The following is a 2,569-nucleotide window of genomic DNA, read 5'->3' on the forward strand; positions in this document are numbered from 1 at the left end:
ACTTGTCTTTTTTGTGTTTTGTAAAATAAACTTGTAATTAATGTAAGCTCTATGAGTAAGTTTATCTAGCAAGAAACAACTTTATTTTATTAGAATTTCACATTTAAGTAGCATACCTTCAGAAAAATATGACTAAGCTTTAAAGTCTATTTGCTAACAAGAATATATATACGAAGTATTACCCTCTGGAGCCTACTCACACCCTCTTTTATTTCTGCAGTTGTTAAATGTCCATACCCTATAATAATTCGATTGTAATGTTTTCCTTTTTCAATGGCGTGATCTTCCACAGGATATACTTTCACTCCGAGTTGTTGGATTTTCTCAAGTAATTCTTTTGTGAATTGAACTTGATTGAATTCAACAATCAGATGTAATACTGTAAAATAACCGAAAATATTGATTGTATTTGAGAATGTTGATTTTAATTGCTGGATAAGGAAGTCTCTTCGATTTTTATAGATTTTTTTCATCTTCATAATATGCCGTTCCAAATAATCTTCAGCAATAAATTTAGAAAGGATAAGCTGATTTAAAGAAGGTGTATGTAAAACGGAATGAACATATAAAAGCATATGTTCAACAATCCAATGAACTCTATACGTTATTGTTACAAGCTGCGAAACGCTTTGTCACCGGAGAAACGAGACATGAGGGGATTGGGACGGCAAAAGAACTAATTACAAAAGGTTATCATACTTCACTAGAATACATAGGGGAAAATACTCTTGATATAGAGGGATGTTATAAAGCAAAAAATGAGTTTTTGAATCTTATTGGGGACATAGGTACTCTATCTATGAAACAAACAGTATCACTTGATTTATCTCATATTGGATTGTCTATAGATCCAGAAATATCTTATATTCATTTAATGGAGTTGGCAGAGAAGGCGAAAGTACATGGAACTACCCTTATGATAAGTATGGAAGAATCATCTAAAGCAGCGGACATTCTTTCCATTTATAAAAAGGTAACTGAGCAATATCATAATGTAGGGATAACAATACAGGCACATTTATACCGCTCAAACAATGATATTCAAGAACTCCTTCATTATCCAGGAAAAATAAGAATTGTAAAAGGTGCCTATCAAGAAGTTCCGGATATTGCTATGCCTAGATCAACTGATTTAAATCAACAGTATCTTCAAATTGTAGAAAAACTAGCTGAAAACCATCACCCTGTATCTATAGCTACACATGATGAAATTCTTATTAAAGAGATGGAGCAACGTCAATATTTTAGTCACCCTAATGTAGAAATAGAAATGTTATATGGAATTCGTCCGGATATGTTAAGAGATTTGAAAAACAAAGGACATAACGCTAGAGTATATTTGACTCGTGGAAAATAACGGTATTTATATTTATGTCATCGGATAGCCGAACATCCAGAAAATCTATATTATGCAGTGACAGATATGATACATTCACCTTTACCAGAGTAGAGAATATTGAATAGACATTTAATACTAAATGTAAAAATGATGTTGGTTGTTGCCTAAAAATAAGAGCCGGATTTTTCTTAGAATAGAAATTCCGGCCCATTTCATATTGAAATTTTTTTAGTATATATTTGCGTTAAAGGCGGACAGCACCTCTGTAGGTATTGAGGGGATTATGATTTATAATTGTGCAGCCGTCGTATACCTTGTTGTAGAATTGTTTTTGTATGGTTGTGTATTGTATTCTTAGGGGGAGATAGAAACAAAGGAAATTATGATTCTATATGTATTTTAAAAGGGGGATATATACTAGAAATGAAACTAAATGCTTTGTTAGTGAAAGGATTCGCTCTTTTAGCGCTAAAACGTAAATATAGGTATGGGATAAATATCTATTAATGTTATATAAAAAGTGAAGTAATGAAAGGAACGAGTATTCTGCATATGTTTGTTCGGTGCACTTGATCAATTGAGGTATGTATTTTTAATCCAGTATATGTGTTTAAAAAGGAAATGCTATTAATCAATTCAAACCTTGAGCATATCTTAAATGTTTATTAAGAGAATATAGCTGTATGGAAATAGATGATACTAAAGATGAAGGAGATATAAGGCTGATATTTCAGTGAAAAAGGGATAGTTAATAAATATATTAGTGTGCTTCTATATATTTACGAGTAAACAGATAAGCAACTATTACTTCATATAAGTAGAACTTGGGACTCTATAACTAGAGTAGTATATGAGTGTATTATGGATTTTTGTATCGTTGTCTGTTATAAGAATACGTATATCTTCAATCGTTTCTAATAGAGGGTGTGATAAACAAAGAGGTATTAATATTTATTAAAATAAGATTGTTAGTTTCGCTAGGTAAAAACTTCTGTACAAATTAAGTCTAGGGTTTAAATTAACTTGAATATATTTTGGAAGAATAGGTTAAATAGAAGCAGAAGGTAGCTTTTCGGTAATGAATCCTTGGAGAGGCGTATCTAGTTAAAAGAGCATAAAAATATTAACTTGAATATCTTTATAAAAAGGTGTTGACGATTATACAAATGAAGTGTAATATAGAACAAGTCGCCGATGACATTAACGTCGCAAGCGACAAACGAAATAAAA

General features: G+C 31.2%; 2 pseudogenes. One reads left to right on the forward strand and one right to left on the reverse strand.

The annotated features are described in order from the left end of the window. Window positions 1–146: 146 nt before the first annotated feature. Window positions 147–623, reverse strand: a pseudogene (locus tag DN403_RS20530) (MocR-like pyridoxine biosynthesis transcription factor PdxR); the annotation flags it as partial. On the opposite strand from DN403_RS20530, the pseudogene DN403_RS20535 reads away from it, so the two are divergent. Further along, window positions 542–1,450: pseudogene (locus tag DN403_RS20535) on the forward strand (proline dehydrogenase family protein). The pseudogenes DN403_RS20530 and DN403_RS20535 overlap by 82 nt on opposite strands. The last annotated feature ends 1,119 nt before the right edge of the window (window positions 1,451–2,569 follow it).

It is taken from the genome of Bacillus sp. AY2-1 (assembly GCF_008368965.1).
GTDB lineage: Bacteria > Bacillota > Bacilli > Bacillales > Bacillaceae_G > Bacillus_A > Bacillus_A thuringiensis_S.